Source organism: Streptomyces sp. NPDC005722 (genome assembly GCF_040630935.1).
Classification (GTDB): Bacteria; Actinomycetota; Actinomycetes; order Streptomycetales; family Streptomycetaceae; genus Actinacidiphila.
Window position 1 is genome coordinate 12,563 of sequence record NZ_JBEXYN010000021.1, and the last position, 22,970, is coordinate 35,532.

At 75.1% G+C, this 22,970-nt stretch carries 17 protein-coding genes; 9 read left to right on the forward strand and 8 right to left on the reverse strand.

Features of this window, described 5'->3' with window-relative positions; all coding sequences use genetic code 11:
* The first annotated feature begins 101 nt into the window (after positions 1-101).
* The 6 genes from ABZ479_RS23225 (at position 102) to fxsA (ending at position 8,877) form a co-directional block, all read left to right on the forward strand.
* Positions 102-2,513, forward strand: coding sequence for a PP2C family protein-serine/threonine phosphatase (locus tag ABZ479_RS23225; RefSeq protein ID WP_500463372.1), 2,412 nt, complete (start codon positions 102-104; stop codon positions 2,511-2,513).
* Positions 2,514-2,593: 80 nt separating this feature from the next.
* Positions 2,594-3,034 carry an Lrp/AsnC family transcriptional regulator gene (locus ABZ479_RS23230; RefSeq protein ID WP_018562423.1) on the forward strand — a complete coding sequence of 147 codons (441 nt, stop codon included), beginning with the start codon at positions 2,594-2,596 and terminating at the stop codon, positions 3,032-3,034.
* A gap of 187 nt (positions 3,035-3,221) precedes the next feature.
* Positions 3,222-4,772, forward strand: a complete 1,551-nt coding sequence (locus ABZ479_RS23235) for an amidohydrolase (RefSeq protein WP_500463475.1) — start codon at positions 3,222-3,224, stop codon at positions 4,770-4,772.
* A gap of 967 nt (positions 4,773-5,739) precedes the next feature.
* Positions 5,740-7,398, forward strand: a complete 1,659-nt coding sequence (gene lnt, locus ABZ479_RS23240; RefSeq protein WP_500463373.1) for an apolipoprotein N-acyltransferase — start codon at positions 5,740-5,742, stop codon at positions 7,396-7,398.
* On the forward strand, positions 7,395-8,189 hold the full coding sequence (locus ABZ479_RS23245; protein ID WP_500463374.1) for a polyprenol monophosphomannose synthase: 795 nt from the start codon (positions 7,395-7,397) through the stop codon (positions 8,187-8,189). Before lnt ends, ABZ479_RS23245 begins: the two co-directional genes overlap by 4 nt.
* A 43-nt stretch (positions 8,190-8,232) precedes the next feature.
* A complete protein-coding gene (gene fxsA, locus ABZ479_RS23250; protein WP_500463375.1) occupies positions 8,233-8,877 on the forward strand; it encodes an FxsA family membrane protein in 645 nt (214 codons plus the stop codon).
* A gap of 62 nt (positions 8,878-8,939) precedes the next feature.
* On the opposite strand, the gene ABZ479_RS23255 is transcribed toward fxsA, so the two are convergent.
* From ABZ479_RS23255 to ABZ479_RS23265, 3 genes are all read right to left on the reverse strand, one after another.
* Positions 8,940-9,314 carry an RNA polymerase-binding protein RbpA gene (locus ABZ479_RS23255; RefSeq protein ID WP_431949087.1) on the reverse strand — a complete coding sequence of 125 codons (375 nt, stop codon included), beginning with the start codon at positions 9,312-9,314 and terminating at the stop codon, positions 8,940-8,942.
* A gap of 256 nt (positions 9,315-9,570) precedes the next feature.
* The gene (locus ABZ479_RS23260; RefSeq protein ID WP_499603020.1) at positions 9,571-11,010 is read right to left on the reverse strand and encodes an MFS transporter; all 1,440 of its coding nucleotides are present in this window, start codon (positions 11,008-11,010) and stop codon (positions 9,571-9,573) included.
* Between the two features lie 167 nt (positions 11,011-11,177).
* Positions 11,178-12,374, reverse strand: coding sequence for a hypothetical protein (locus ABZ479_RS23265; RefSeq protein ID WP_500463376.1), 1,197 nt, complete (start codon positions 12,372-12,374; stop codon positions 11,178-11,180).
* Positions 12,375-13,827: 1,453 nt separating this feature from the next.
* On the opposite strand from ABZ479_RS23265, the gene ABZ479_RS23270 reads away from it, so the two are divergent.
* Positions 13,828-14,469: a class F sortase gene (locus ABZ479_RS23270; protein WP_499603289.1), complete on the forward strand. Its 642-nt coding sequence runs from the start codon at positions 13,828-13,830 to the stop codon at positions 14,467-14,469.
* A gap of 31 nt (positions 14,470-14,500) precedes the next feature.
* On the opposite strand, the gene ABZ479_RS23275 is transcribed toward ABZ479_RS23270, so the two are convergent.
* A complete protein-coding gene (locus tag ABZ479_RS23275) occupies positions 14,501-15,292 on the reverse strand; it encodes a glycerophosphodiester phosphodiesterase family protein (RefSeq protein ID WP_500463377.1) in 792 nt (263 codons plus the stop codon).
* Positions 15,289-15,969 carry a membrane protein YczE gene (yczE, locus tag ABZ479_RS23280; protein WP_499603017.1) on the reverse strand — a complete coding sequence of 227 codons (681 nt, stop codon included), beginning with the start codon at positions 15,967-15,969 and terminating at the stop codon, positions 15,289-15,291. The genes ABZ479_RS23275 and yczE overlap by 4 nt, the downstream gene beginning before the upstream one ends.
* Positions 15,970-16,067: 98 nt before the next feature.
* On the opposite strand from yczE, the gene yczR reads away from it, so the two are divergent.
* The gene (gene yczR / locus ABZ479_RS23285) at positions 16,068-17,558 is read left to right on the forward strand and encodes a MocR-like transcription factor YczR (protein ID WP_500463378.1); all 1,491 of its coding nucleotides are present in this window, start codon (positions 16,068-16,070) and stop codon (positions 17,556-17,558) included.
* A 98-nt stretch (positions 17,559-17,656) separates the two neighbouring features.
* Here yczR and ABZ479_RS23290 read toward each other — a convergent pair whose 3' ends face one another.
* Both ABZ479_RS23290 and ABZ479_RS23295 read right to left on the reverse strand, forming a co-directional pair.
* Complete coding sequence (locus ABZ479_RS23290; protein WP_499603015.1) at positions 17,657-18,043, reverse strand: hypothetical protein; 387 nt, start codon at positions 18,041-18,043, stop codon at positions 17,657-17,659.
* Between the two features lie 476 nt (positions 18,044-18,519).
* Positions 18,520-19,836: a M28 family metallopeptidase gene (locus tag ABZ479_RS23295; RefSeq protein WP_500463379.1), complete on the reverse strand. Its 1,317-nt coding sequence runs from the start codon at positions 19,834-19,836 to the stop codon at positions 18,520-18,522.
* A gap of 167 nt (positions 19,837-20,003) precedes the next feature.
* On the opposite strand from ABZ479_RS23295, the gene ABZ479_RS23300 reads away from it, so the two are divergent.
* On the forward strand, positions 20,004-20,381 hold the full coding sequence (locus ABZ479_RS23300; RefSeq protein WP_499603013.1) for an RNA-binding S4 domain-containing protein: 378 nt from the start codon (positions 20,004-20,006) through the stop codon (positions 20,379-20,381).
* An 18-nt stretch (positions 20,382-20,399) separates the two neighbouring features.
* On the opposite strand, the gene ABZ479_RS23305 is transcribed toward ABZ479_RS23300, so the two are convergent.
* Positions 20,400-22,793: an ATP-binding protein gene (locus tag ABZ479_RS23305; RefSeq protein ID WP_500463380.1), complete on the reverse strand. Its 2,394-nt coding sequence runs from the start codon at positions 22,791-22,793 to the stop codon at positions 20,400-20,402.
* Positions 22,794-22,970 lie beyond the last annotated feature (177 nt).

The window sequence follows — 22,970 nt, forward strand, 5'->3', positions numbered from 1 at the left end:
CCATGGTGCCTGCCACGGGGCCGGCCGAGCCGCCGGCGTGGGTTCCCGAGGCCGCCCCGGTGAGGGGGTTCTCCCCGGGGTGATTGTGCGATGCTCACAGAGTGAGCCACGACGGAGTCGCCTCCGCGTCCGGTGGCCGGCCCGACGAGCGGTCCGCGGCCGACCAACTGGCTCGTACCGTCGCCCGGCTGCGCGCCGAACTCGACGAGGAGCGGCTCGCCGCACCCGCGCGGGCCGCCGCCGAGCGGGCCACGGGCGTGCTCATGGGACGCCTGGGGCTGGGTCCCGGCGGCGCCCAGGAGGAACTGGAACGACGCGCGGACCGGGCCGGCCGCACCGTGCCGGAGGAGGCCTGGGAGCTGCTGGCCGAGCTGCACACCTCCCGCGCCCCGGTCACCCCGCCGCCGCAGCCGGAAGCGCCGCCCGGGCCCGAGGTCCCCGTGCCCGCGCCCGACAGCGACCCCCCGTCCGCCTTCACCTCGTCCCGGTACACCGACCGCCACCACCGACCGCCACCGCCACCGCGTCCGCGGGGGATCGACGGAGTCCGCAGCGCCGCCGGCACCTCGGAGGAGCTGACCTGGCTGCTCGTCGGGCAACTCGTGGACACCGCGGACGTCGACGCCGTGCTGCTCTACACCAGCGCACCGGCGGGCGGCCTCGACCTGGTCGCCCACTCCGGCATCGACGCCGGCACCGCCTCCGCCTGGGGACACGTGCCGCCGCTGCCGGAACTGGCACCCGTGGAGGCGGTGCGCCTCGGCCGCCCGGTGTGGCTGTGCGGTCTCGACAAGGACGGCGCCGACCGCGCCCTCCTCGGCGACCGCCCCGGCATGTGGGCCTCCCGGGCCTGGCTGCCGCTGCGCCGCGGCGAGGACGTCGTCGGTGTCGCCGGCTTCCTCCGCGAACGCCCCGACGACTTCGACCCCGCCGACCGCGCCCTGCTGACGGCCGCCGCGCGCGCCTGCGCCACCTGCCTGTCACCCGCCCCCGCCACCACCTGGCCCGCGACCGTGCAGGCCGTGCTCGACACCCTGTACGAGGCGGCCGTCCTCCTCGTCCCGGTACGCGACGAGGAGGGCCGGGTCACCGACTTCCGCATCGAGGCGGCCGCCCCCGCCTCGGTGGACGTGGCCGGGCGCACGGGGCGCGAACTCGTCGGGCGGCGCATCCTGGAGTGCTACCCGACCGTGGCCGGCACCCCGCTGTGGGACGGGTACCTCGGGACCCTGGCGACCGGCGAACCGTACGAGACCGACCCCTACGAGTACCACGAGGTGGCCGCCGGCGTGCCGCGGACCGCGACCTACTCCGTGGCCGTGGCACGGCTGGGCGACGGCCTGGTCGTCTCCTGGCTGCGGCACGACACGGCGGACCGCGAGATCGAACGGCTGCGCCGGCTCCAGCACCTGGGCAACCTCGGCTGGGCCGACTGGGACCTGGTGGCCGGCTCCCTGAGCTGGTCGCCGCAGGTGTTCACGGTCTTCGACCGGGACCCGGCGCTCGGGCCCATGCCGCTGGACGAGCTGCCGCAGCACCTCTTCCCGGAGGATGTGCCCGTCCTCGGCGCCGCGGTGAACGCCCTGCTCGAACGCGGGGACCCGGTCGACGCGCCCTTCCGCATCCGTACCGGCCACGGCACCCGCCACCTGCGGATGGTCGCCGAGGCCGTCACCGACGCCGAGGGCACACCCGTGCTGGTGCACGGCTTCTTCCAGGACCTGACCGCCCTGCGCCACGGCGAGATCGCGCTCGACGAGGCGCACCGCGCGTTCAGCACGCAGCAACGGATCCTGAACGCCGAGCACATCCTGGCCCGGCGGCTGCAGCGCGCCCTGCTGCCCGTTCCCGAGGAACCCTTCCAGCTGGGCGGCGTCAGCTGCGACGTCTCCTACCTGCCGGCCGAGAGCACGATCCAGATCGGCGGCGACTGGTTCACCGCCGTCGCCCTCCCCGACGACTCCGTGCTGCTCGCGGTCGGCGACGTCGCCGGTCACGGCGTCGAGGCCGTCGCCACGATGGCCGAGCTCCGCTACGGCGCGGAGGCCATGGCCCTGAGCGGCACGCCCCCGCACCGCCTGCTGGAGCGTCTCAACCAGGTGCTCATGAACACGGGCTCCGCGACCGCCACCATGGTCCTGGCCCAGTACCGGCCCGCCGAGGGCGTCCTCACCTGGGCGCAGGCCGGGCACCTGCCCGTGCTCCACCTGCGCGACGGCCGCGCCGGGTACCTGGAGCGCCCCGAGGGCCGCATCCTCGGTGCCGGCCGGGACAGCGTCTACGGCCTGTGCGAGACCAGGCTGCCGCCCGGGGACCGGCTGTTCCTCTTCACCGACGGCCTGATCGAGCGGCGCGGCCAGGACCTCGACACCGGTCTCGCCGACCTCGCCCGCTGCGCCGAGCGCGTCGCCGCGGAGGACTGCGACACGGTCGCCGCCGTCCTCACGCAGGCACTCGGCCCCGCGAACCCCCGGGACGACACCTGCCTGCTGTGCGTCCGCATCCGCTCCTGACCGGCGCCGGTCCCGTACGCGCGGGGGGACGGGACGGCCGGATACCGCCGACGACCGCGGACCCTGTAGGTTCTTGCGCTGTGGAGGAGCTGGACCGGCAGATCGTGGAACTTCTCGTGGCCGACGGGCGCATGAGCTACACCGACCTGGGCAAGGCCACCGGCCTGTCCACCTCCGCGGTGCACCAGCGCGTCCGGCGCCTGGAGCAGCGCGGGGTGATCCGCGGGTACGCGGCGATCGTGGACCCGGAGTCGGTGGGGCTCTCGCTGACGGCGTTCATCTCGGTGAAGCCCTTCGACCCGAGCGCCCCCGACGACATCGCCGACCGGCTCGCCGAGGTCCCCGAGATCGAGGCCTGCCACAGCGTCGCGGGCGAGGAGAACTACATCCTCAAGGTCCGGGTCGCGACGCCGATCGAGCTGGAGCACCTGCTCGCGCGGATCCGCACCCTGGCCGGGGTCTCCACCCGCACCACGGTCGTCCTCTCCACGCCGTACGAGGCGCGGCCACCGCGCGTCTGAGGGGCCCCACGGCCCCGGGACCCGACCCACCGCACCATCCCGTCCCCCGCCCCCACCGGGGCCCGGGCGGGCCCACCATCACATCGCGAGGCGAAACCCAGTGCCGCACACCACGAACGAGCCGACCACCACCGTGCTGCTGCGCGGCGGCAACGTCTACAGCCCCGCCGACCCCTTCGCGACGGCCATGGTCGTCGACGGCGGCACGGTCGCCTGGGTCGGCTCCGAGGGCGCCGCCGAATCCTACGCGTCCGGCGTCGACGAGGTGATCGACCTCGACGGGGCGCTGGTCACCCCGGCCTTCACCGACGCCCACGTGCACACCACCGCCACCGGCCTGGCGCTGACCGGGCTCGACCTGGCCCCCGCCTCCGACCTGGCGGACGCCCTCGCCCGGGTCACCGCGTACGCGCACGCCCACCCCGGGCACCGGGCGCTGCTCGGCCACGGCTGGGACGAGAGCCGCTGGCCGGGACGGCGCCCGCCGACCCGCGCGGAACTGGACGCCGCGACCGGCGGCCGCCCCCTGTACCTGACGCGCGCCGACGTCCACTCGGCGGTCGTCACCACGGCCCTGCTGGCGCTGGCCCCCGGTGCCGAGGGCATGGCCGGGTACGACCCCGACGGGCCGCTGACCCGCGACGCCCACCACGCGGTCCGGCGTGCCGCCTACGCCGCCGTGACGCCCGAGCAGCGCGCCGCCGCCCAGCGCGCCGCGCTCGCCCACGCCGCCGCGCTCGGCATCGGCGCCGTCCACGAGTGCGCGGGCCCGGACATCTCCTCCGAGGACGACCTGACCGCGCTGCTCCGGCTGGCGGCGGACGAGCCCGGGCCGCGGGTGTACGGCTACTGGGCCGAGGCCGTGACCGGTGCCGGGGACCTGGAGCGCATCCGGGACCTGGGCGCCGTCGGCGCGGGCGGCGACCTCTTCGTGGACGGCTCCATCGGCTCCCGTACGGCCTGCCTGCACGCCCCGTACACCGACGTGCCCGCCGCCGGCGGCACCGCCTACCTGGACGCGGCCGCGATCGCCGATCACGTGGGGCTGTGCACCGAGGCCGGGGTGCAGGCGGGCTTCCACGCGATCGGCGACGCGGCCGTGGCCGCCGTCGCGGAAGGCGTGCGCGAGGCCGCCCGCCGGGTGGGCCTGGACCGGGTGCGCGCGCTGCGGCACCGCGTGGAGCACGCCGAGATGATGACCGAGGACACCGTCGCCGCCTTCGCGGAACTGGGCCTGGTCGCCTCCGTGCAGCCCGCCTTCGACGCCGCCTGGGGCGGCGAGGACGGCATGTACGCCCAGCGGCTCGGCGCCGAGCGGGCCCGCACCCTCAACCCCTTCGCCGCCATGACCCGGGCCGGTGTGCCGCTCGCCCTCGGCTCCGACAGCCCCGTCACGCCGCTCGACCCCTGGGGCACGGTGCGCGCCGCCGCGTTCCACCGGACGCTGGAGCACCGCATCTCCGTCCGCGGCGCGTTCAACGCCCACACCCGCGGCGGCTGGCGCGCGGTGGGCCGTGACGAGGCGGGCGTCCTCGTGCCCGGCGCACCCGCGGACTACGTCGTCTGGCGGGCCGGCGACCTCGTGGTCCAGGCCCCCGACGAGCGGGTCGCCAACTGGTCGACCGACCCCCGCTCCGGCACCCCCGGCCTGCCCGACCTCACCCCGGGGCTCCCGCTGCCGACGGCGCTGCGCACGGTGGTCGGCGGCCGTACGGTCTTCGCACGGCCGAACGAGTGACGGGTCAACGGCCGATGCCTCCGAACGGTTCTCCGTCGGGATGGCGTGGAACTTTCCCCAGCCTCGCGTTGACCTGCTGATTTGGTCAATCTGCGCAGGTCAAACGGCTGTTGACAGGCGGCGGTCGGGGGCGAGTAGGTTCGGCCGGGTCCACCACCGGACGTCCGACCGGATCTCCGTGCGCCGACGGCCGCAGCTGGGCCACCGGGCGTCGCGCCGTACGGCGTGCGTCACTGGAGCCAGGTCCAGCGCTCGCGGCACGGAACGCGGTCCGCCTCGCCGAGAGGCTCCGCCCGGTCGGCAGGTGTGACCCGGGAGGGGCCCGGACGCCCAGTAGACAACGGCCTTGTCGCCGATCCGCAGCCAGCGGGTCCCAGGTCGGCCCGAAGGGCGTTCCGGGCCCCGAGCAGTTCGCCCCCCTCGCCCTCCTCCCGGGCAGCCCGGGCGTCCCTGCCGTGCCGTACGCCCCGCGCGCGACCGGAACGCCGGTACCCCGGCTGCCGCGTCGCCCGTGGCGCGCACATCGGGCCGGCGTATGCCGTGGCGGGGTGCGGACGGACGGCGTCCGGTGTCGGCCACGCCGCTCCCGCACCGCCACCCGCACCCCGGGTTCGTGCCCGGGCGGGTCGCGACCGCGTTCACCCCACGGACGCGGGCGGCGAAGGCGGCCGACTGCCGCCAGCCCGGCCTGAGCGGTCTCGGCCCGTCGGACGAGGCGCCGCCGCCGTGGCGTTCGGCCCTCACCCGGGCCCGAGCCGACGGGCAGGCCGACGACGCCCCGCGGGCGGGCCACGGCCTGCCTGGACGACCGCGGACAGTGTGAGGCCCGGGAACCAGCGCCCAGGTGACGCCCACCGCTCCGGGCGTGCCCGGGGCGGGAGGCTTTGCCCGCCCGGGGTCCGCGGACAGGGCCGTTGGAGGTACGGTCACTCTCACACAGTGACCACCTGCAGGAAGGCCGCGAACCTTGCGACCGCGCTCCGACGCCGCACCGGCCCCCGCCGCGCCGCCGGCGACGTCCGTAGAACCGCCGCCGCCACCCGCTCCGGCACCCGGCCGTACGGCCCGCATGGCGCGCGCCCTGCGGGCGAACGCGCGGCGGTCGGGGCTCGCCGCGCTGTGCGGCCTGGCGCTGGCGGCGGCGTTCCCGCCGTACGGGGTGTGGCCGCTGTCGGTCGCGGCCGTGGCCGGCCTGGCACTGCTGACCCGGGGCCGTACCGCCCGTCAGGGCGCCTGGCTGGGCTTCGCCTTCGGGCTGCCGTTCTTCGTGTGGCTGCTGCTGTGGCTGCGGGTGATCGGCTGGGACGCGGTCGTGGGCCTGTCCGTCATCGAGGCCGCCTTCGTCGCCGTGCTGGGCGCGGGCCTGGCGGTCACGTCGCGGCTGCGCGCCTGGCCGCTGTGGGGCGCCTGCCTGTGGGTGGCGGAGGAACTCGCCAGGGACCGGCTGCCGTTCGGCGGTTTCCCGTGGGGCAGGCTCGCCTTCGCGAACACCGCTACGCCCTTCACGCCGCTCGCCGCGCTCGGCGGGGCGCCGCTGGTGACCTTCGCCGTGGCGCTGTGCGGGTCGCTGCTCGCCGCGGCGGCGGTCGCCGTGTGGCGGCTGCGCAAGGGCCCGGTCGTCTTCGGCGCGCGCCGCTTCGTGCCCGCGACGACGGCCGCCGTGCTGGCCGTGGCCACCTTCGCCGCGGGGTACGCGGTGCCGGTGCCCACCGCGGCCGACGACTTCGTGCGGGTGGCCATCGTGCAGGGCAACGTCCAGCAGCCGGGCATGCACTTCCTCGGTCGGCCGCTGAAGATCCTCAACAACCACGTCGAGGCGACCCTGAAGCTCGCCGAGGACGTCAAGGCGGGCCGTGTGCCCAAGCCCGATCTGGTGATCTGGCCGGAGAACTCCTCCGACATGGACCCGTTCTCCGAGCCCCAGGCCTACGCCCTGATCACGGAGGCGGTCCGGGCGGTCGGCGTCCCCGTCCTCGTCGGCGCCCTGGTCGACGGCCCGGACGCGGACCACGTCCAGAACGAGGGCATCGTGTGGGACCCGGAGAGCGGCCCCGGCGACCACTACACCAAGCAGCACCCGGTGCCCTTCGGCGAGTACGTGCCCTTCCGCGAGCAGCTCACCAAGGTCATCAAGCGGCTCGACCAGGTCCCGCGCGACTTCTACCCCGGCAAGGGCAGCGGTGTCCTGCAGATCGGCCCGGCGAAGCTCGGCGACGTCATCTGCTTCGAGGTGGCGTACGACGGGATCGTCCACGACACCGTCACCGCGGGCGCCCGAGCCCTGATCATCCAGACCAACAACGCCACCTACGGCCGCACCGGCCAGCCCGAGCAGCAGCTGGCGATGTCCCGGCTGCGCGCCGTCGAGCACGGCCGCGCCGTGGTCACCGCGGCGACCAGCGGCATCACCGCCGTCGTCGCCCCCGACGGACGCATCGAGCAGCAGACCGAGGAGTTCACGCAGACCGTGCTCAGCGCGCGGCTGCCGCTCCGCGACGATCTGACCGTCGCCGACCGCGTCGGCTCCGCTCCCGAATGGACCCTCGCTATGGTGGGCCTCCTGTCCTGGGCCGCGGCGATCATGCTGGGCAGGCGGGGACGCAACGAGACGGAGGAGCAGCAGTGAGCGATGGCGGTGGGGTCACCCGTGGCGCAGCCCAGGGGAGGGCCTTCGGGCCGCTCGGCTCGGTCCTCGTGATCATCCCCACGTACAACGAGGCCGACAACGTCAAGCCGATCGTCGCCCGCGTCCGTGCGGCCGTGCCCGAGGCGCACGTCCTCGTCGCCGACGACAACAGCCCCGACGGCACCGGCAAGCTCGCCGACGAGCTGGCGGCCGCCGACGACCACGTCCACGTGCTGCACCGCAAGGGCAAGGAGGGGCTGGGCGCCGCCTACCTGGCGGGCTTCCGCTGGGGCATCGAGCGGGACTACGGCGTGCTCGTGGAGATGGACGCCGACGGCTCGCACCAGCCCGAGGAGCTGCCGCGTCTGCTGACCGCGCTCAAGGGCGCCGACGTGGTGCTGGGCTCCCGCTGGATCCCCGGCGGCCGGGTGGTGAACTGGCCCAAGTCCCGCGAGTTCCTGTCGCGCGGCGGCAGCACCTACTCGCGGCTGCTGCTCGACGTACCGCTGCGCGACGTCACCGGGGGCTACCGGGCGTTCCGCAAGGACACGCTGCTGGGCCTGGGCATGGACGAGGTGGCCTCCCAGGGCTACTGCTTCCAGGTCGACCTCGCCTGGCGGGCCGTGAAGTCCGGCTTCCACGTCGTCGAGGTCCCCATCACCTTCGTGGAGCGCGAGCGCGGCGACAGCAAGATGAACCGGGAGATCGTCGCCGAGGCGCTGTGGCGGGTCACCGCCTGGGGCGTCGGCTCCCGCGTGAAGCGGCTGACGTCCGGGCGGCGCCGCGGCTGACCGGCCCTCGGGACTTCGGCGGGGAGCAGGCACAATGGTGCGTATGACGATCAGCTCCCCGCCGCCGGCCGGTCCACGGCAACCGGGCGGCGACGCGCGTCCGCAGCGGCGTTCGCGACCCGGCAGGTGGATACCGCTCGCAGTGGCCGCCTACGCGCTGCTGGAGATCTGGCTGCTCATCCTGGTCGCCGGCGCAGCCGGCGGCCTCACCGTCCTCCTGCTACTCGTCGTGGGCTTCGTCTGCGGGGCGCTGGCCGTACGCCACGCCGGGCGCAGTGCCTGGCGCTCGCTGAACGAGGCGATGCGGTCCGCGCAGCAGGGACGGGACCCCGAGGAGGAGCGGAAGGCCTCCGGCGCCGGGAACGGCGGCAGCGGCGCGGCGCCGCTCATGATCGGCGGGCTGCTGCTGATGGTGCCGGGGCTGGTCTCCGACGTGGCGGGGTTGCTCTTCCTCTTCCCGCCGACGCGCTCCCTGCTGACGAGGGCGGGCAGGCGCGCCCTCGACCGGCGGGCCTCCGCGGCCCGTGGGCGGGGTGCCGGCCAAGGCTCGCTGGGCGACCTCTTCGCCCAGGCGCGCGCCGCCGAGGAGCAGATGCGCATCCACCGCCCTGACGGCAAGGTCATCCAGGGTGAGGTCGTCGAGCCCGGACCGGATCAGGACGACGAAAACCCCGGGCCGCGGCACTGAGGCCACGCTCGCCCGGGGCGCACGTCTCCCGGGCCCGCCCCTCACGGGCCCGTCTCCTTCTGTCAGGCGCTCTTGCGGTTGTCGCGCGGATGCACCGCGATGTTCATGGCGCCGGAGCGCAGGACGGCGAGCCGTTCGGCCAGCACTTCCTCCAGCTCCTCGACCGTGCGCCGCTCCATGAGCATGTCCCAGTGCGTACGCGCGGGCTTGCTCGTCTTCTCTTCCGGGCCCTCTCCGTCGACCAGGAGTGCGATCTGGCCGCAGGCGCGGCACTCCCACTCCGGCGGGATCTCGGCCTCCACCGAGAACGGCATCTCGAATCGATGTCCGTTCCGGCATGCGTACTCAACGGTCTGGCGCGGTGCCAGATCGATGCCGCGGTCGGTCTCGTAGCTCGTCGCCCCGAGTCGCGTGCCGCGGAGAGCTCGCTCACTCATGAATCGTGCCTCCCGGGCTGTGTCGCCCACAGGACAGGTGTCGCTGTCGTCGTCATCCGGTCAACGTCCGGTCGGCGGTGAAGATTCCCGGTCTCGGGAGGTGCGTCGCCCGTCGTGCCGCCCCTTTTTGTACCCATCAACGCCCGTTTTGTCACATCTAACGTGAGATGTCACCCTGCGTTCTGGTATCTTTAGCGCGCAGTAACGGTCCGTCCGACGGCCAACGGCGTACACTACCGCGCCACACCCATCCGCACTAAATCGTCTCGGGGACCGGATTGCCGGCGGCCGCCACCGCCCGCCGCATCGGCACCCTCGCCAGCAGCACGAAGCCGATGACGAAGAACGCCACCAGGGACACGATCGCGTCCCGGTAGCTCCCGGTCAGCTGGTACGTCAGGCCGAACAGCAGCGGTCCCAGCCAACTCGTTCCCCGGTCGCTGACCTCGTACACCGAGTAGTACTCGGCCTCCTTGCCGCGTGGGATGAGGTGTGAGAAGAGCGAGCGGGACAGCGCCTGGCTGCCGCCCAGGACCATCCCGATGGCCGCCGCCAGACAGTAGAACGCCACCGGCTCGCCGGCCGGCAGGAAGAAGCCGGCGCCGATCGTCAGCGTCCACGCCACCAGAGAGCCCAGCACGGTCCGGCGCGCCCCGTAGCGTGCCGCCAGCCGGCCCAGCAGCAGGGCACCGAAGACCGCCAGCACCTGCACCAGGAGGATCGCGCCGATCAGGGCCGTCTCGTCGAGCTCCAGCTCCTCGGAGCCGTAGAGCGAGGCCTGCGAGATCACGGTCTGGATGCCGTCGTTGTAGACGAGGTACGCCAGCAGGAAGCCCAGGGTGAGCGGGTGGCGGCGCATGTCCCGCAGAGTGTCCGCGAGTTGACGCCAGCCCTGGCGCAGCGAGCCCCCGCCCTTGACGGCCTGCCCGGCGGACCGCGCGCCCGCCGCGGTGTCGCGCAGCCGCATCAGTGGGACGAGGGTGAAGGCCGCCCACCACAGGCCCGCCGAGGCCAGGCAGATGCGCACCGCCATGCCCTTGGAGACGCCGACCGCGTCGTGCCCGAGGAACAGCGCCAGGTTGGCGACGAGCATCAACGCCCCGGCGGCGTAACCGAACGCCCAGCCCCGCGAGGACACCGCGTCGCGCTCGTGCGGATCGGCGATCTCGGGCAGGAAGGCGTTGTAGAGGACCATGGCCGACGCGAAGGCGACGTTGGCGACGATCAGCAGTCCGCCGCCGAGGAGGTAGCGGTCCCCGGTCACGAAGAACATCGCCGTCGTCGCGGCCGCGCCGATGTACGCGAACGTCCCGAGCAGTGCCTTCTTGCGGCCCGTTCGGTCGGCGACCGCCCCGGCGAGCGGCATCACCAGCACCGACAGCAGCACGGAGGCGGAGACCACGTACGCGAAGTACGCACCGGCGCGGACCGGTATCCCGAGCGGGTGGACGTACCCGTCGGGACCCGCGGCCGTCTCCGCGATGTCCGTGAGGTACGGCCCCAGGAAGACCGTGATCACACTCGTGGAGAAGACCGAGTTGGCCCAGTCGTAGAAGTACCAGCCGCGCTGTGCGCGCCGCCGCTCGTGCGCCGGGGCGGTGGTGCCGTCGTGCACCGCCGTGTCCTGCGCCTCGCCCGTGGTCACCCGTGGTTCCTGCCGATCCGTGTCGTGCGCCGTGCCGATGTGATCGGTCATGATGCCATCCACGGCCGGGGCGGGGGAGGGGGATCATCCACCGGATCCACGCGTTCATCCGGCGGACTCCTCCCGTCCGTCCGGCCCGTGCACGGGACTGCCCCCGGGCGCCACGCGGGCGGCCCGGGGGCAGGACGGTCATCCTGTGTCGCGGAGGTCCGCGGCGATCAGGCGCGGCCGCCGTTCATGCGCCGGCGGCGCAGCATGTAGACACCGGCACCGGCACCGGCGACCAGGAACGAGGCGCCGAGCAGGGTCTCCGGGGTGTTCATCCCGATCGAACCGCCGAAGCCGGTGTCGGGGCCGCCGCCGTTGCCGCCGCCACCACCGCCACCGCCACCGCCGCCGTTGCCGCCGCCACCGCCGTTGCCGCCACCGCCGCCGTTGCCGCCGCCGTAACCGCCGCCGCCGTGGCCGCCCTTGCAGCCCTTGTTGCCGCGACCGTAGCCGCCGTTGTCGTCGCCGCCACGGCCGCCGCCGTTGCCGCCCCACGAGTCGTCCATGTTGCGGCCGTCGTCGGACCCACCGCCGAAGCTCTGCGCGGTCAGGTCGTTGCCGTTGTTGCCGTCGCCCCCGTTCTCGTCGTTGCCGTTGTCGCCGCCGCCGTTGCGGTCGCCGTTGCCGCCGCCGCCGCCGCCGTTGCCGCCGCCGCCGTTGCCGCCACCGCCGCCGCCGTTGCCACCGCCGCCGCCGTTGCCGCCGCCGTAACCGCCGCCGCCGTTGTCACCGCCGCCGCCGTAACCGCCACCGCCACCACGGCCGTTGTCGTCGTCGCTGCCCCACCACGACTCGCACCGGTCGTCGCCGCCGTAGCCGTGACCACGTCCGTAGCCACCGCCACCGCCGCCGTGGCCGCCACCGTGGCCGCCGCCGTAACCGCCGTGCTCGCCGCCGCCGTGCTCGCCGCCCCGGCCGCCGCCGTCACGGCCCTCGCCCTGACCCTCGCCGTCACGGCCGTTCTCGCCGTCCCGCTCGCCGCTGGCGCTCAGGATCTTGAGGGTGTCGGTGTCCGACTCGGTGGTGCCGGTGCTGCCGGTGGCCGGGGTGCACGTCACGGTGACGGTGTAGGTACCGGGGTCGATCCCCTGCGGGACGTCGAAGACCGCGCGCTTGCCCGTCGCGGTCGGCTGCCAGACGTCACCGGTCAGGCTGCCGGTGGTGAGGAAGAGCCCACCGGGGGAGGAGACGGCCGTCACGGTGCCGGTCAGGCAGGTGGCCCCGTCGGCGGTGATGGCGACCGGCTGCCCGGCGACGGCCTCCTCCGGGATGATGTTGACGTTCGTGAGGGCGAACGCATGCGACGCCGGGAGAATCACTGCGGCGGCCGTCATGGTCGCCGCTGCGAGAATGCGTGAACCACGCATGGGGGGAACCTCCTTGCGGACGGGGCAGGCGGGATTGGGGATCACCGCGACACGAACTGCGACCGCGTCCTTGAGATCCATGGCACGAGGGCGGGGATCTTCACGCACCTCGGAATCGGCACAGGGTCTCCCCCGGACGGGGCATCACCACTCCGGCCGGAACAGCGTTGTCGCAGGTGGGAGCCATACCCACGGCGACATCAGAAAAATGTGAAGAGCTCGTCAAACGGGTGACCGGACGTCCGCCGGAAACGGCGTCAGCGGACGTCCAGTCAGCCGATGAGCCATCAGGCCACGCCTCGTCAGAACACCTCCCCAGGGGCGCGAAATGCGCCCGGGGAACGAGCGCCCCTACGGGGCGGGGTTCGGCGGTCCCCGTCCGCTCGGGAAAACCGCTGCGGAAAAGGTGATTTCACCGGCGTTCACCGGAGCGGCAGGGCAGGGGAATTCGCCCGGACGCACCGAATGGCCGGGCCCGCCCGGGCCTCCACGTGGCCAGGCGCCTCCCGGACGCCGGCGCAGCGACCCTCATGGGCCGCTCGTGCCGTGAACCCGCGGGACCCGGGGCCGCGTTGGCGACAGCGGCGGACCCCGTACCGGCGGCGCCCGTGCCGGCCGGCAGCCCTTCGGCGCGCGCGTGGTACACGACGGCCGCGGCCACGGCCAGTGCGTGCGGATCGTCGGACCGCGGCGGGCACGGGTGATGAGCACCCGTCAGGACACGCTCGGCATCATCGGCGCCGCTCGGGGCGCCGCCGCCCCGGTTGGCCCCGCTGCCGCAGCGCCGCCACTCGATCGAGTGGGGCGTACATTGCCCGGTTAGCACTGATCCATCCGCGTTTGACGCATACTTCGGTTTAACATCATTTATGACGGACTGTCACTCATGACCCACCGGTCGGAGCTGAGGACTGCGATGCTGCGAAACTCCGGGGACCAGACGACCCCCGTGCCCTGGTACGGACAGCCCGACGCCTGGTACGGGCAGCCCGACCCGTGGTTCGGCCAGCCCTTCGTGCCGGAGCACACCGCCGGCGTGGCGCGGGCACCCGGCCGGCCGGACCGCACCCCGCAGCCCCCGGCCCGCGCCCGGCCCGCCGACCCGGCGCCGGCGCGGACGGGGCAGCCGCCCGCGAAGAAGCAGAGGCAGAAGAGGAAGGGCACGCCTGCCGTGAAGGCGCCGGCCCCGCCGAAGGGCACGGCCAAGCCGCCGGCCCCGGCCGGTGCGAAACCGCCGGCACCCGCTCCGCCGAAGCCCCCGGCGCCCACTCCCGTCACACCCCCCGCCCCCGCTGCCGTGAAGCCCCCGGCCCCGGCCGGCGCGAAGCCCCCGGCGTCGGCGCCCGCGAAACCGCCGGCGGCGCCCCGGCGTCGTCCGGTGCCGCGCCCGGGCCTTCCCGGCCGTCCCGGCGGCGGAACGGCCGGACGCCCCGGGGCCGCGCGCCCCGGGCGGTTGACGCTGACCCGGCGCGGGCGCGGGGCGGTCGGGGTGCTCGTGTGCTCGGTCCTCGTCACCGGGGTGGTGCTGACCTTCCAGGGCTTCACCGGGATGGACGGGCCGCCCCAGCCGTCCGCCGCCTCCGCGGCGCTCTCCGACGCGGCCGCGATCAAGGCTCCGCCCCCGCTGCCGCCCGCCCAGCCGACGCGCATCCGCATCCCCGGCGTGAGCATCGACGCGCCGATCATGAACGTGGGCCTGGACAGCCGCGGCGTGATCGCGGCACCGCCGCTGGAGAAGGCGGGCGAGGCCGCTTGGTTCAAGGACTCGGTCAGCCCGGGGGCCCGGGGCTCCTCCGTCATCGTCGGCCACGTCGACAACGAGAGCGGACCCGCCGTCTTCTACAGCCTCGGGGCACTGAAGAAGGGCTCCACCATCGACGTGGTGCGCGACGACGGCACCACGGCGATCTTCACCATCTACGGCATCGAGGTGTTCACCAAGGCGGAGTTCCCCTCCAAGCGCGTCTACGGGGACACCAAGGACCCCGAACTGCGCGTGATCACCTGCGGCGGCACCTACAGCAAGGACTCGGGCTACTCGGGCAACGTCGTGGTCTTCGCCCGGATGTCCAAGACGAAGCAGGCCAAGGTGTGACGTGTCCCGGCCGCCCGGCCGGGACCGGCCGTCAGGTGGTCCAGACCCCGCGTTCGCTGAACACCGAGCGCAGGGCCTCCAGACGGTCGGTCATGATCCCGTCCACGCCGAGGTCCAGCAGCGCGCGCATCCGGGCCTCGTCGTTGATCGTCCACACGTGCACCTGCAGGCCCAGCCCGTGCGCCGCCGCGATGAACGCGGGGTCGACGACCCGGATGCCGTAGGCCCGCTCGGGCACCTGCACGCACACCGCGCCGCGCCGCCGTGCCGCGGCGAGGAGCAGGCGCTCGGCCGCGCGGCCGCCACGGGAGAGCAGCCGCAGGTCCGCCACGCCGCGGGTGCCCAGGGAACTGGCCAGCCGCCGGCCGCCCAGCGCGCGGGCCCGGACCAGCCGGGCCTCGGAGAACGAGCCCACGCAGACCCGGTCCCACGCGTCGGTGCGGCGCACCATCTCCACCAGGGGCTCGACCGCGGCGTCCGTCTTGGTGTCCACGTTCCAGCGGGCGTCCGGGAACTCCTCCAGCAGTTCCTCGAACAGCGGCACCGGCTCGCGCCCGGCCACCCGGGCCCGGGCCACCTCGCCCCACGTCAGTTCCGCGATCCGCCCGCGGGCGTCGGTGACCCGGTCGAGGGACGCGTCGTGGAAGGCGACCAGCACGCCGTCCGAGGTCAGGTGGACGTCGGTCTCCAGGTAGCGGTAGCCGAGGTCGACGGCGCGCCGGAAGGCCCAGGCGGTGTTCTCCAGGCCGTCCGCGGTGCCGCCGCGGTGGGCGAAGGCGATCGGGGCCGGGCTGTCCAGGTACGGATGGCGTATGTCGCTCACTCCGGCAGTATGGCGCGCCCCTCCGCGGCGTCCGCCACCGGCCGCCCCCCTCGGGCGACGACCACGGAGTCGTCCTCCGGACGGGACGCCGGCAGCTCGAACAGCCGCAGGAAGAACTGGGCCAGCGGCCCGATCGACACCGCGTAGACGACCGTGCCGACACCGACGCTGCCGCCCAGCACGAAGCCGACCGCCAGCACGGTGACCTCGATCGCCGTGCGCACCAGGCGGATGGAGCGGCCCGTGCGGCGGTGCAGGCCCGTCATCAGTCCGTCGCGGGGGCCCGGGCCGTACCGGGCGGTGATGTAGAGGCCGGTCGCCACGCCGTTCAGCACCACGCCCGCCACCAGCAGCGGGATCCGCACGCCGAGGCCGTGCGGCTGGGGGAGCAGGGCCAGCGTCGCGTCCATCGAGAGGCCGACGACGAAGACGTTGGAGACGGTGCCCAGGCCCGGCCGCTGGCGCAGCGGCCACCACAGCAGCAGGACGAGCGCGCCCACCGCCACCGAGACCAGGCCGATGCTGACGCCGGTGTGCCGCGAGATGCCCTGGTGCAGGACGTCCCAGGGGTCGAGGCCCAGCGCGGCCCGCACCTGCACGGCCGCGCTCGCCCCGTAGAGGGCCAGTCCCGCGTAGAGGTGCAACAGGCGGCGTGCGGTTCTGGATTGGCCCTCCACGGGACCCCCCTCTGGCCATGACGAGTCGATGCGCGACACTATGTGGCATGGTCCTGGGAGAAATCCATGGCCAATATGCGGAAGGTGGACCGGAAACCATGTCGCAGTGGACCGCAACGGTAGGGGGCACCCATCTCGCGCGTCTGCTGGAGCCCCGTCCGGGCCGGAGCGCCGCCGGCCGCCGCGTCCCCGCCTACCGCGGGCTCGCCGACGGCATCCGGGTCGCCGTCCTGGAGGGGCGCGTGCCGGTGGCCGCGCGGCTCCCCGCGGAACGCGAACTGGCCCTCGCCCTCGCCGTCAGCCGTACCACCGTCGCCGCCGCCTACGAGGCGCTGCGCGCCGAGGGCTTCGCGCGGTCGCGGCGCGGCGCCGGCACCTGGACCGCCGTGCCGGACGGGCACGCCCTGCCGACCCGCGGTCTGGAGCCGCTGCCGCCGGACGCCGCCGGCACCGTCATCGACCTCGGCTGCGCGGCGCTGCCCGCGCCCGAGCCGTGGCTGACCCGCGCCGTCGAGGGCGCGCTGGCGGACCTGCCGTCGTACTCGGCCACCCACGGCGACTTCCCCGCCGGGCTGCCCGTGCTGCGCGAGGCCATCGCCGCGCGCTACACCGCGCGCGGCATCCCCACCCTCCCCGAGCAGATCATGGTGACCACCGGCGCCATGGGCGCCATCGCGGCCGCCGTACGCCGTCTCGGGGCCCCCGGTGAGCGCGTCGCCGTGGAGTCGCCGAGCTACGCCAACGTCCTGGAACTGCTGCGGGAGAGCGGCGCCCGGCTCGTCCCCGTCGCCATGCGCGAGGGCCTCGGCGGCTGGGACCTCGACGCCTGGAAGCGCGTCCTGCGCGACGCGGCGCCGCGCATGGCCTACGTCATGCCCGACTTCCACAACCCCACCGGCACCCTCGTCCCGGACGACCAGCGCCGCGCCCTCGTCGAGGCCGCCCGCGCCGCGGGGACCGTCCTGGTCGCCGACGAGACCATGGCCGAGCTGCCGCTCGACGGGGCGGCGTCCGCGCCGCGCCCGATGGCCGCCTTCGACCGCGGCGGCAGCGTCATCACCGTCGGCTCGGCGAGCAAGGCCATCTGGGCCGGGCTGCGCATCGGCTGGGTCCGTGCGGCGCCCGACGTCGTGCGCCGCCTCGTCAGCGCCCGCGCCTACCTCGACCTCGGCTCGCCCGTCGTCGACCAGCTCGCCGTGGCGTGGCTGCTGCGCACCGGGGCGTGGGACGACGCGGTCGCCGCCCGGCGCGAACGGGCGCGCGCCCACCGGGACGACCTCGTGGCGGCGCTGCGCGAGCGGCTGCCCGACTGGGAGTTCGCCGTCCCGTCCGGCGGCATGACCATGTGGGTGCGGACCGGGGACGTGTCCGGCTCACGTCTCGCCGTCGCGGGCGAGCGCCTCGGCGTACGCGTCCCCTCGGGCCCGCGGTTCGGCGTCGACGGCGCCTTCGAGGGGTACGTCCGGCTGCCCTTCACCGTCGGCGGGCCCGTGGCGCGCGACGCCGTGGAGCGGCTGGCGGCGGCCGCGCAGACCGTCCGGGACGGCGGCGGCTCCGAGGGCGAGGGGTCGGGGCTCTTCGTGGCCTGAACCGGGCGGGGCGGGGCCCGGCGCCGGTGCGACGCACATGCGGCCCGGGACCGCCCGCCGCCTGGCGGGCCGTCCCGGGCCCGGGGACGCCCTCCGGCTCAGCGGCCGTCGGACAGCTCCGTGAGGCGGAGCCGCAGCTCGACCTCCTGGTCACCGGAGACCGAACCCTGCTCCTCGAGGCGGAAGGAGTCGCCGAGCACCTTCTTGACCTCGCGCACGTGACGGGGCCCGCCGGAGAGGTCCGCGATCAGGGCGCCGTCGAGGTGGACGGGGCCCAGCTCGTGCCCGTGGCTGCGGGTGTCGACGGAGGCGGCCCACACGGTCGGGTGCGAGGACCCGGGGCGGGGTTCCACGGCCTCGGTGAGCGACTCGCCCGGACGCGTCGGGAAGGCCGCCTCCAATGCGCCCAGCACGGCTCCGGCGTCCTGCCGCTCGCAGCCGGTGAGGAGGACGTCGACGTGGGAATTGGAGTGGTGGCTGCTCATCTGCGGTTCTCCTCTCGGGAGGCCCGGCACGGTGCGTTCGCCACCTGCCACTGCAGGCCGCGCCCCTCTTCAGCGTAGGACGGCGACCGTCCACCCGCAGCGGGCGCCCCGCGCCGCCGGGCCGCCGGTCGGCTGTGCGCCTACCCGCGGGCGCGGTGACCTCACACGCGGTGCGTGAGCCCAGCGCCGGTGAGCGGTGCCGGGACCGACGGGGGCGCTGCGCGGTCGTGCGCGGCGCCGGCGTTGTGCCGCCGGGCATCCGCGACGGCGCGTACCCGTCGCCCCGCCGGTGCCGGTGCCTTCGTGCAGCCCGGAGCACGGTGAGCACGCTGAAGACGTCCGATTCGAAGATGGCACGGGCCTGCTCCTCGGTGGCCTCCTCGACCGCCGCGGACACGGCCGCCTGGTCGCGCGGACGCCGTCACGGCCCCGGTGACGGCTTGCGTGGGGCGGGGGCCGTCACCGGGGCCGGACGGTCAGAAGGTCAGCTTCCAGCTGTTGATGTAGCCCGTGTCCTGGGACGCCACGTCCTGCACGCGCAGCTTCCACGTGCCGGCCGCGACCTCACTGGAGGCGTTGACCGTGTACGTCGTGATGACGTTGTCCGCGGAGTCGTTGCCACTGGAGTTCTTGAGCCGGTAGCTGCTCCCGTCCGGGGCGACCAGGTCCACGACGAGGTCGCCGCGCCAGGTGTGCCGGATGTCCACGCCGACGGCGAGGGCCGTGGGGGCGTTGCCGCTGATCCCGCTGACGGTGATCGAGGACGTCACGGCCGCGCCGTTGTCGGGGATGCTGACGTCCGCGGTGTTCTCGAAGACCGTGCCGGGCGGGGGAGCGGTGGCGGTGCCCAGGGTCCAGATCGCGTTGGCGATCGCGTCGCTGTTGTTGTCGAGGGCGGTGTCGTTGATGTTCGCCGTCGTGTCGCAGGAGGAGTGGTAGCAGCGGTCGAAGGCCTGGCCTGCCGTGCCGCCCCACTTCTGCGCCTGGGAGGAGGTCTTGGTGTAGTCCGCGCCCGAGAACAGCCCGCCGACCGGGATGCCCGCGCTCTTGAAGGGCGCGTGGTCGGAGCGGCCGTCGCCCTCGGTCTCGATCTCGGTCGCGATGCCCTTGGCGGCGTACCAGTCCTTGAAGACCTTCTCCAGGGCGGCGTTGTCGTCGTAGACGAAGTAGCCCGGGTTCGGCGAGCCGATCATGTCGAAGTTCAGGTAGCCGTCGATCTTGGCCCGGTCGGCGGAGGCCAGGCCGTTGACGTACGCCTTGGAGCCGACCATGCCGAGTTCCTCGGCGCCCCACCAGCCGAACCGCAGGTGCTTCGTGGGCTGGAGGTCCTCGCGTGCGACGGCCAGGGCGGTCTCCAGGACCGCGGCGGAGCCGGAGCCGTTGTCGTTGATGCCGGGGCCCGCGGTGACCGAGTCGAGGTGGGCGCCCGCCATGATCACGTGGTTGGTGTCGCCGCCGGGCCAGTCGGCGACGAGGTTCCAGCCGGTGGCGCCGCTCGAGGTGAACTGCTGGAGCGTGGTGGTGTAACCGGCGGCGTCCAGCCTGGCCTTGACGTAGTCGATCGAGGCCCGGTAGCCGGCTCTGCCGTGGGCCCGGTTGCCGCCGTTGGCGGTGGCGATCGACTGCAGCTGGGCGAGGTGCGCCTTGACGTTCGCCACCGGGATGTCGGGGGCGGCGAGGGCGGCGGGCCGCGCGGCGGCGGGTGTCGCGGTCGCGGGTGTCGCGGAGGCGGTGAGCAGGGCCGCCGCGAGCGCGGTGGCGGCCCCGGCCGCGACGATCTTGAATGCGGGCACAGGTCACTCCGGTGTGTGGGGGATGGAGTTGCGCGGGACTGTGCGGGCGGTACGTCGGCACATTTGACGTGTGCATGCCTGCGCGCATCCTGTGGGCCGCGGGGCCTCCCGTCAAGAGCGCATACCGGACGCCGCGTTCCGGGAAGCGGGCGCGCTAGGGTCGTGACATGGCTGACGACGAAGGCCCCGTTCGGGTCGACGCCTGGATCTGGTCCGTGCGGCTCACCAAGACGCGCTCCTTGGCCGCCACCGCGTGCCGCGCCGGGCACGTGCGGGTCAACGGCGAGCGCGTCAAGCCCGCGCACGCGGTCCACCCCGGCGACGAGGTGCGGCTGCGCGGCGCGGGGCGCGAGCGGATCGTCGTCGTCACGCGTCTGGTGCGCAAGCGGGTCGGCGCCCCCGCCGCGGCGGAGTGCTTCGTCGACAACAGTCCGGCGCCGCCCACCCCGGAGGAGGTGCCGGCGCCCGTCGTCCGCGACCGCGGCACGGGCCGGCCGACCAAGCGCGACCGCCGGGACATGGAGCGGCTGCGCGGCCCCCGCTGAGGCGGCGCGGCCGGCCGCTCAGCCCGTGGCGCCGGCCGGGAGGCCGAGCGCGGCCAGGCGCCCCCGTGCCTCGTCGAGCTGCCGCCAGCCGTCCGTCCCGGTCAACAGCGCCTCACCGGAACACTGCTCCCGGGCGGCGCCCGCTAGGTCACCCGCGAGGGCCAGCGCCTCGGCCAGGCGGAGCCGGCACAACCCCGCGGCCACGGGATGGCGCAGCCCACTGAGCACGGCGAGGGCCGCCTCGAACTCCCGGACCGCCGCGGCGTGGTCGCCCAGCAGGACGAACAGGCCACCGAGGTCGCCATGGGCGTCGGCGGTACCCGGGGCGTCGCCCAGCTCCTCGAACAGCCGCAGCGCGTCGCGGTGACGGGCCAGCGCCGTCGCCGTGTCCCCCTCCTCGCACGCCACCCGGCCCACGCCGGCCAGGCCGTACGCCTCGCCCAGCCGGTTGCCCGCGCGGCGGTGCACGGCGACGGCCTCCTCGGCCGCGGCCCCGGCCTCCGCGACGCGGCCCAGCCGCAGGTACGCGGCGGCCGCCAGCCCGCGCAACTGGGCATGGGCGGACGACGGGCGCGTGCCGTCCGCGAGCACCGTCAGCGCCCGTTCCGCCTCCCGCGCGGCCTCCTCGAACTCCCACCGCACCAGGTGGACCGTGGCCAGCTTCCCGAGCGCGTCGGCCTCGTCGGGAGCCAGGCCGAGTGCGCGGTAGAGGTCCCGTGCCCGGCGCAGGTGGTCCAGGGCAGCGCCGGTCCGGCCGGTCTGCCGCAGCACGTCCCCGAGGTGGCGGTGCGCGGCGGCCTCCCACCGGGAGTCGCCGGTCCGCCGCGCCAGCTCGGCGGCCTCCCGCAGCAGGGGTTCCGCCTGCTCCAAGTCGCCGTCCGCGCCGTGGATGGAACCGATCACCAGGGCGGCGCGCGCGGTCGTACGCGGGTCGCCGTCCGCGCGTCCGGCCGCCTCGGCGGCCTGCCAGACCCGCAGCCGCTGCACGTGGTAGTGCTGCAGGTGCCAGCCGTGCTCGGCGGCCTCCGCCAGCCGGAACACCCGCTCCCCGGCGCCCGCGGCCGCGCCCTGCCGGGCGACCGCGGCGAGGTTGGCCGCCTCGTAGGCGATCCAGCCGGCCGGACGGTCGCGGGCGGCCCCCGCGTACCAGTCCAGGAGGCGCTCGGTGACGCGGTCCGCGGACTCCGGTGGTTCCTCCGCCGCGAGCCGTTCGCGGGCGAAGAGCCGGATCAGGTCGTGCAGGCGGCAGCGTTCCCCGCCCGCCGCTTCCACAAGTTGCGCGTCCATCAGGCGCTCCACCCCCTCCCGAGCCTCGGGCCCGCCGGTCCCGGCCAGTGCCTCCGCCGCCTCGACGGGGAACTCCCCGCCGGGGAAGGCGCCGAGGCGCCGCAGCAGGCGGCGGTCCCCCGGGGTCAGGTCCTCGTACGCGCCGGCGAGCGTGGCGCGGACGGCCCAGGCACGGAAGCGGAGTTCGTCCAGCCGGGTGCGTTCGTCCTCCAGCCGCCGGGCGAGTTCGGTCAGCGCCAGCCGGGAGCGGGCGGCACGCGCGCCCGCGACGCGGATCGCCAGCGGCAGTCCGCCGCAGGCGCGGACCACCGCAGCGGCCGCCTCCGCGTCGGTCCCGTCGCCCTCCGGGCCGCTGACCCGGGCCAGCAGCGCCAGCGCGTCGGCGGTGCCGAGCGGCGCGAGCTCGTACGTGACCGCCTCGGGGAGGTCGGCCTGCAGCGGGCGGCTGGTCACGATCGCCAGGCAGCGCGGGCCCGCGGGCAGCAGTGGCCGCACCTGGGCGGCGTCGTGGGCGTCGTCCAGGACGACCAGCAGCCGCCGGTCCGCCACCAAGCTGCGGTACCGCGCCGCCAGGGCCTCGGCGTCGCCGTACGGGGCCGGTTCGGTGTCGCCGAGCGCGGCGAGGAACCGGGCGAGCGCCTCGTCCGGGGGCATCGGGTCGCCGCGCCCCGCGCCGAGGTTCACGTACAGCTGGCCGTCCGGGCACCGCTCGCGCAGCACGTGCGCCAGCCGGTTGGCGAGGGTCGACTTGCCGACCCCGGGCGGGCCCGCGACGGCCACCACGCGCGCGCCGCCCGCGAACGCGGCTCGCAGCGCCGCCTCGTCGGTTTCCCGACCGGTGAAGTCCACGATCTCCGGCGTAAGTTGCGCGGGGGTGAGCGGCGGGGGAGGGTCGGCCGGCGCTGTCGTGGGCGCCGGCGCGGGGAGTTGGAGCCGCTGTTGCCACAGGGCCAGCCCTGCGGCGGCGACCGCCCCCGCGCCGACGGCCGGCCAGGCCCAGCCGGCCAGCGGGCGCAGGGCCGGGGGCAGTACGCCTCCCGTGGCGACGTTCACCGCGACGGCCAGGGCCACCGACACCACGCCCGACGCCAGTGCCAGCAGCCCCAGCACCCAGCCCCGCCCCACCGCGCCACCCCCCGTGCCACCGCCGTCCGGTCCCCGCGCAGGATCCCGCGAACCCCGCCCTGGGGGAAGTGCTCCGTCCTGCCCGCCAGGCGTGGGCCCGTATTCGCCGTGCGCCCGGCGGATCGTCGCGGCCCCGTGACGTGTGGGCGACGGCTCCGCGGAGATCGGCCGTGCCCT

Excerpts from the sequence above, each read along its gene's own strand:
- ABZ479_RS23265 (WP_500463376.1), bottom strand. The coding sequence starts at position 12,374 with ATGCGTGGTTCACGCATTCTCGCAGCGGCGACCATGACGGCCGCCGCA.
- ABZ479_RS23255 (WP_431949087.1), bottom strand. The coding sequence starts at position 9,314 with ATGAGTGAGCGAGCTCTCCGCGGCACGCGACTCGGGGCGACGAGCTAC.
- ABZ479_RS23260 (WP_499603020.1), bottom strand. The coding sequence starts at position 11,010 with ATGACCGATCACATCGGCACGGCGCACGACACGGATCGGCAGGAACCA.
- ABZ479_RS23300 (WP_499603013.1), top strand. The coding sequence starts at position 20,004 with ATGGCTGACGACGAAGGCCCCGTTCGGGTCGACGCCTGGATCTGGTCC.
- fxsA (WP_500463375.1), top strand. The coding sequence starts at position 8,233 with ATGACGATCAGCTCCCCGCCGCCGGCCGGTCCACGGCAACCGGGCGGC.
- yczR (WP_500463378.1), top strand. The coding sequence starts at position 16,068 with ATGTCGCAGTGGACCGCAACGGTAGGGGGCACCCATCTCGCGCGTCTG.
- ABZ479_RS23235 (WP_500463475.1), top strand. The coding sequence starts at position 3,222 with ATGGTCGTCGACGGCGGCACGGTCGCCTGGGTCGGCTCCGAGGGCGCC.
- ABZ479_RS23290 (WP_499603015.1), bottom strand. The coding sequence starts at position 18,043 with ATGAGCAGCCACCACTCCAATTCCCACGTCGACGTCCTCCTCACCGGC.